Source organism: Micromonospora sp. ATLC20 (assembly GCF_057196585.1).
Map to the genome: position 1 here is coordinate 1 of NZ_JBXUOV010000257.1, position 6127 is coordinate 6127.

Sequence of the window (6127 nt, forward strand, 5' to 3'; positions counted from 1 at the left end):
GGGGCGGGCAGGGGGCCGGCCGCCGCCCCGCGCCGGGCGGCGGGGGCCGCCGGCCGCCCCCCCCCCCCCCCCCCCCCCCCCCCCCGCTCCGCCGCCCGGTCGGCGAGCGCCCGCATGGACATCGGGGGCGCGCTCGGCACGTGCCAGGCCCGGCCCCAGGCCCGCGGGTCGGTGGCGGCGGCGACGAGGGTACGGGCGACGTCGCCCACGTACGTCCAGGTGTGCGGGGCGTCCCAGGCCACCGGCAGGAACACCCGCTGCCCGGCGAGCACCTTGGGCAGCACCATCATGGGCAGCGAGTTGCCGCCGAGGCCGATGTAGTCGGAGCCGCGTACCTCGGTGACCCGGGCCCGGCCGGCGCGGTGGGCGGCCAGGGCGTCGGCCCACATCCGGTTGCGGACCCGGCCCTTGACGCCGGTGGCGGCGAGCGGGGTCGCCTCGGTCATCGGGGCGTCGACCGGGCCGTACCCGTAGAGGTTGCCGACTGTGGTGAGCACGGCGCCGCTGCGCTCGGCGGCGGTGAGCAGGGCGGCGGCGAGCGGCGGCCAGTCCGTCCGCCACCTGTGGTACTCCGGGTTGGCGCAGTTGTAGAGCGCGGCCGCGCCCTCGGTGAGCGCGGCGAGCCGGTCCGCGTCGGCGGCGTCGGCGGCCACCCGCTCGATCGCCTGGTGCTCGGGGCCGGTGCCGCGCCGGGTGACCACGCGCACGCGCTCGCCGCGCTCGGCGAGGAGGCGGGCGGTGGCGGTGCCGACGGGGCCGGCGCCGACGATCACGTGCAGTGCCATGACAGGTCCACCTTCACTGAAGCAGTTGTTCGAAGCGAGAGCACCGCTCTCGAAACAGAGCATGACTCATGCGAGCAGCCCGCGTCAAGAGCAGTGCTCTCTCTTTTGATTGCTGCTCTCATCCGTGGCAGAGTGACGGCATGGTCGCTCCCTCGCTCCGCGCCCGGGTCCGCGCCGGGATGATCGAAGAGATCAAGACGGTCGCCCGCCGCCACCTGGACACCGACGGCGCGAACCTCTCCCTGCGCGCTGTCGCCCGCGACCTCGGCATGGTCTCCTCGGCGATCTACCGCTACTTCCCCAGCCGCGACGACCTGCTCACCGCGCTGATCCTGGAGGCGTACGACGCGCTCGGCGACGCGGTGGAGGCGGCCGACGCCGCCGCCGACCAGGCCGACCTGCGCGGACGGTGGCTCGCCGCCTGCCGGGCCGCCCGTACGTGGGCGCTGGCCCACCCCGCCGAGTACGCGCTGCTCTACGGCAGCCCGGTGCCCGGGTACGCGGCCCCGGACGACACCGTCGCGCCGGCCCAGCGCCCACCGGTGACCCTGGTCGGCATCCTGCGCGACGGCCTGGCCTCCGGCCGGCTCGCCCCGCCCGACGAGGAACTGCCCGAGCCGCTCCGCGGCGACGTGGCCGAACTGGTCGGGCTGCTCGGCATGGACGTGCCGCCCGCGCTGCTGGCGCGCGGCATGGCCGGCTGGACCCAACTGTTCGGGCTGATCAGCTTCGAGCTGTTCGGCCGGATCAACCGGGCGCTACCGCACCGCGACGAGTACTTCGACCACCAGATCGGCCTGATGGCGGACCTGGTCGGCCTGCCCTGACGCCGATCGGCGTCAGGTGCCGTCGGAGGAGTGACCGGGGAACAGGTGCGCGGTCGGGTCGATGACGACAGCCGCGTTGTTCACGGCGGTGGCGGCCTCGCCGAAGCCGGTGGCGATCAGGCGGACCTTGCCCGGGTACTCGGTGATGTCCCCGGCCGCGAACACCCGGGGCAGGTTGGTGGCCATCGCGCTGTCCACCACGATGTGCCGCCGGTCGATGTTCAGCCCCCACTCGGCGAGCGGGCCGAGGTCGGCGGTGAAGCCGAGCGCGGCCACCACGGTGTCCACCGGCAGCGTCTCCGCCTCGCCGCCGCGTACGGTCAGCTCGGCGCCGGTGACGGTCTCCTCGCCGTACAGCCGGCTCACCTCGGCGTTCACCACGATCCGCACCGGCAGCGCGCGGACACGATCGATGGTGGCGGCGTGCGCCCGGAAGCGGTCCCGCCGGTGCACCAGCGTCACCGACCGGGCCAGCGGGGCGAGCGTGGCGGCCCAGTCGAACGCCGAGTCGCCGCCGCCGACGATGAGCACGTGCCGGTCGGTCAGCTCGGCCGGCTGCGGCACGAAGTAGACGATCCCGCCGCCGGTGAAGCTCTCCGCGACCGGCAGCGGCCGGGGCGTGAAGCTGCCGAGCCCGCCGGTGACCAGCACCGCGCCGCAGGTGAGCTGCTCACCGCCGGCGAGGCCGAGAACCGGCCGGCCGTCGAGGTAGGACAGCTTCTCCGCGCGTACGCCGAGCCGGTAGTCGGGGTGGAACGGCGCGGCCTGGGCGACCAGGTTCGCGACCAGCTCGCGGCCCTTGATCGCGGGGAAGCCGGCGACGTCGAGGATCAGCTTCTCCGGGTACATCGCGGTGACCTGGCCGCCCGGCTCGGGCAGCGCGTCGATCACCGACACGGAGAGTCCGCGGAAACCGGCGTAGTAGGCGGCGAAGAGCCCGGCGGGACCGGCCCCGATCACGGCGACATCGACCTCGCGCATGGCGTACCGTCACTTTCCGCTTCGGATCACCCCGTGCTGATGCCGAAACGGTAGGCGGGCGGGTGGCCCCGGGCAAGCATGTCCCGCGCTTCGATCAACGCGCCGTCAGGGCAGCGTCATCCTGGGTGAGCCGAGGCGGTCGGATTCGCCGGCGTCGTTGCGGCGGCGGAACAGGATCGCCGCGACCACGCCGCCGAGCAGCCCGAACAGGTGACCCTGCCAGGAGATGCGCTCGTCGGTGGGCAGGATGCCGAGCAGCTGCCAGCCGTAGAGCAACCCGACCAGCAGGCCGACGGCGAAGTTCCACCAGCTCCGCTCCACCACGCCCCGGGTGAGCAGGATGCCGAGGTAGCCGAAGATGACTCCGCTGGCGCCGACCACCACCGAGTTGGGTGAGCCGGTGAACCAGACGCCCAGGCCGCTGACCAGGATGATGACGGCGGTGGACCAGAGGAACCGGCGGGTGCCCGCGGCGAGCACGAACGTGCCGAGCAGGATCAGCGGGATGCTGTTGCTGTAGAGGTGGTTCCAGCCGGCGTGCAGGAACGGTGAGAAGAAGACGCCGTCCAGGCCCTGGAGCCGCTGCGGGATGATGCCGGCGGTGTAGTCCAGGCCGAGTCGCAGGCCGACGTCGAGCGCCTCGATGAGGAACAGCACCGGCACGACCGCGCACATGGCGACGAAGGCCCGGCCGAGCGCCGCGTAGAACGCGTCGGTGCCGAACCGGTAGGGGTCGCCGCTGGGGCCGCCGTGCCAGGTCACCTACCAAGAGCTATCAGCAAAAGTGGCAGGCCGCCAGTCGAGGGCCGGTACGACGAAGGCGGGACACCGGGTCTGCCCGCGTGTCCCGCCGTCGTCGTGATGTCAGTACCAGCCCGAACTCTGCGACTTCTGCCAGGCGCCGCAGGGGGTGTCGTACCGACCCTTGATGTAGCCGAGACCCCACGTGATCTGGGTCGCCGGGTTGGTCTTCCAGTCGTCGGCCACCGAGGCCATCTTGCTGCCCGGCACCGCCTGCGGGATCCCGTACGCCCCGGACGAGCTGTTGGAAGCCTTCGGGTTCCAGCCGCTCTCCTTGGTCCAGAGCTTGTCCAGGCAGGGGAACTGGTCGATGCCGAAGCCCTTGTCGAGCATGACGGCGCAACCGATCTTCCGGTTGCCGCTGTACTCCGCGCACGAGGACGGGATCGGGCCGTCGTACGGCTTGATCTTCGTCTCCTCCTCCTCCGCTGCGGCCCGCTCCTTCTTGCGGGTGGCGGCGGCCGCCTCGGCCTTCCTGGCCCGCTCGGCGGCCTCCTTCGCCGCCGCGGCGGCACGCAGCTTCGCCTGGTACTCGGCGGCGCGCTGCCGGGACGAGTCCACGCGGTGGTCGGACAGCCGGTCGCGCTGGTACGCGTACTCCGCCTGGTCGACCTCCAGGCCGACCTGCGCGGTCAGGCCCTGCTGCTGGGTCTGTCGGTCCTCACCCAGATAGAAGCCGCCGGCGACGCCCACGGAGAGCAGCGCGACAGCGGCCGTACGGGCGCCGAACCGGCTCCAGAGCCGACTCACGAAGTTTCCCTTCGTCGGGGGCAGGGACACGGCACGCGCATGGCCGGGTCGGGTCACGCCGGGTGCCGTGAGCGCACCGGTACCGGTGTGACTCCGGGCCGTGTCCGGCTCCCGAGTGGTAGGTGACGCTCGATGGACACCATTGCGCACAGTGAGGCCGGTGGGAAATGGCCGGGCCTAAAAGTGATCTGCGTCACCCTGAAAATGCGGACAAAGTAGGGCAACGGCGGCAGTCAGCCAGGGATGTCCTCCAGTAGATCGGTGACCATAGCGGCGATCGGAGAACGCTCCGATCGGCTGAGCGTGACGTGCGCGAAGAGGGGATGCCCCTTCAGCGCCTCGATCACCGCCGTCACCCCGTCGTGCCGGCCGACCCGCAGATTGTCCCGCTGGGCCACGTCGTGGGTGAGCACCACCCGCGACCCCTGACCGATCCGGGACAGCACGGTGAGCAGGACGCCCCGCTCCAGCGACTGCGCCTCGTCCACGATGACGAACGCGTCGTGCAGGCTCCGGCCGCGGATGTGGGTCAGCGGCAGCACCTCCAGCAGCCCGCGCGAGGTGACCTCCTCCAGCACGTTCTCGTGCACCACCGAGCCGAGCGTGTCGAAGACGGCCTGCGCCCACGGCGACATCTTCTCCGACTCCGACCCGGGCAGGTAGCCGAGTTCCTGGCCGCCGACCGCGTACAGGGGACGGAACACGATCACCTTCTTGTGCCGGCGACGCTCCATCACCGCCTCCAGGCCGGCGCAGAGCGCCAGCGCGGACTTGCCGGTGCCGGCCCGCCCGCCGAGCGACACGATGCCGATGGACTCGTCCAGCAGCAGGTCGAGCGCGATCCGCTGCTCCGCCGAGCGCCCGTGCACGCCGAACGCCTCCCGGTCGCCCCGAACCAGCCGGATCGTCTTGTCCGGCAGCACCCGCCCCAGCGCCGAGCCCCGCCCCGAGTGCAGCACCAGACCGGTGTGGCAGGGCAGGCCCGCCGCGGCGTCGACGTCGAGCGCCTCGCCCGCGTACAGCCGGCCGATCTCCTCCTCGGCCAGGTCCAGCTCGGCCATCCCGGTCCAGGTCGGGTCGCTGGCCTGGCCGTGCCGGTACTCGTCGGCGCGCAGGCCCACCGAGGCCGCCTTCACCCGCAGCGGCATGTCCTTGCTGACGAGCGTGACCTCACGCCCCTCGGCGGCCAGGTTGAGCGCCACGGACAGGATGCGCGCGTCGTTCGACTCGTTGCGGAAGCCGGGCGGCAGCACCCCGTCGTCGGTGTGGTTCAGCTCCACCCGCAGCGTGCCGCCCTGGTCGTTGGCGGGCACCGGGCGGTCCAGCCGGCCGTGCCGCACGCGCAGCTCGTCCAGCATGCGCAGCGACTGGCGGGCGAACCAGCCCAGCTCGGGGTGGTGTCGCTTGCCCTCCAACTCGGAGATCACCACCAGCGGCAACACCACCTCGTGCTCGGCGAAGCGGTGGAAGGCGGCCGGGTCGGACAGCAGGACCGAGGTGTCCAGGACGAAGGCCTGGCCTGCTGGTCGGGGCTCCTCGGCCTCGGCGGCGGCGCCGCGGCGGCTGCGGGTGGTCCGGCGGGTCGGGGCGGTCGAGGCCGGGGTCTGCTCGGCTCCGGCGGGGGTACGGCGAGTGGTCACAGGCCTGCTCCGCGGATGGGCACCCGGCCACCCGAGTTCCGCCTCTTCCGGTGCCCGGAGGACACGGGGTCGGATGCGGGCCCCGTGCGCGAGGACGCAGGTCCGGGCTGTCCGGCTGGCCCGGGAAAACCCCGTGCCATGCCTAGACGCTAATCGCACCGGGGCCGCGGGGCTAGAGGTGCGCGTGGATCATCGTCCGGTCTTCGCCGGACGTACACCCGTTCGAGTGACCGGCGAACCGGAACCGGCCGGGATGCATGCCCCCTGCGCGCACCCCGGCCGGTCGTCCACTGCGGCGCCGCGACGCGGCGCGGGCCTCAGCCCTGGCGGCGCACCAGCGTGC

Annotated in this window: 6 protein-coding genes; 1 reads left to right on the forward strand and 5 read right to left on the reverse strand. The window is 72.9% G+C overall.

Annotated features, from left to right (window positions below; genetic code table 11):
* Window positions 1-785 (reverse strand): NAD-dependent epimerase/dehydratase family protein (locus AC2CHG_RS29355; protein WP_484526021.1); only part of this gene is annotated, 785 nt, incomplete at its 3' end.
* A 140-nt stretch (window positions 786-925) separates the two neighbouring features.
* Between AC2CHG_RS29355 and AC2CHG_RS29360 the strand changes: the two genes are divergently transcribed.
* Window positions 926-1612, forward strand: a complete 687-nt coding sequence (locus AC2CHG_RS29360; RefSeq protein ID WP_135243339.1) for a TetR/AcrR family transcriptional regulator — start codon at window positions 926-928, stop codon at window positions 1610-1612.
* A 12-nt stretch (window positions 1613-1624) separates the two neighbouring features.
* Here AC2CHG_RS29360 and AC2CHG_RS29365 read toward each other — a convergent pair whose 3' ends face one another.
* The 4 genes from AC2CHG_RS29365 to phoH2 form a co-directional block, all read right to left on the reverse strand.
* On the reverse strand, window positions 1625-2593 hold the full coding sequence (locus AC2CHG_RS29365) for an NAD(P)/FAD-dependent oxidoreductase (RefSeq protein ID WP_262012536.1): 969 nt from the start codon (window positions 2591-2593) through the stop codon (window positions 1625-1627).
* A gap of 105 nt (window positions 2594-2698) precedes the next feature.
* Window positions 2699-3355 carry a rhomboid family intramembrane serine protease gene (locus AC2CHG_RS29370; RefSeq protein WP_484526022.1) on the reverse strand — a complete coding sequence of 219 codons (657 nt, stop codon included), beginning with the start codon at window positions 3353-3355 and terminating at the stop codon, window positions 2699-2701.
* 102 nt (window positions 3356-3457) lie between these two features.
* Complete coding sequence (locus AC2CHG_RS29375; RefSeq protein WP_262012538.1) at window positions 3458-4144, reverse strand: aggregation-promoting factor C-terminal-like domain-containing protein; 687 nt, start codon at window positions 4142-4144, stop codon at window positions 3458-3460.
* 233 nt (window positions 4145-4377) lie between these two features.
* Entirely contained in the window at window positions 4378-5784 is a 1407-nt protein-coding gene (phoH2, locus tag AC2CHG_RS29380) for an RNA 5'-3' helicase PhoH2 (protein ID WP_355506667.1), read from the reverse strand.
* Window positions 5785-6127: the final 343 nt, after the last annotated feature.

What these genes read in the sequence shown, in the direction of transcription:
- AC2CHG_RS29360 (WP_135243339.1), top strand. Translation starts at nt 926, where the DNA reads ATGGTCGCTCCCTCGCTCCGCGCCCGGGTCCGCGCCGGGATGATCGAA.
- AC2CHG_RS29365 (WP_262012536.1), bottom strand. Translation starts at nt 2,593, where the DNA reads ATGCGCGAGGTCGATGTCGCCGTGATCGGGGCCGGTCCCGCCGGGCTC.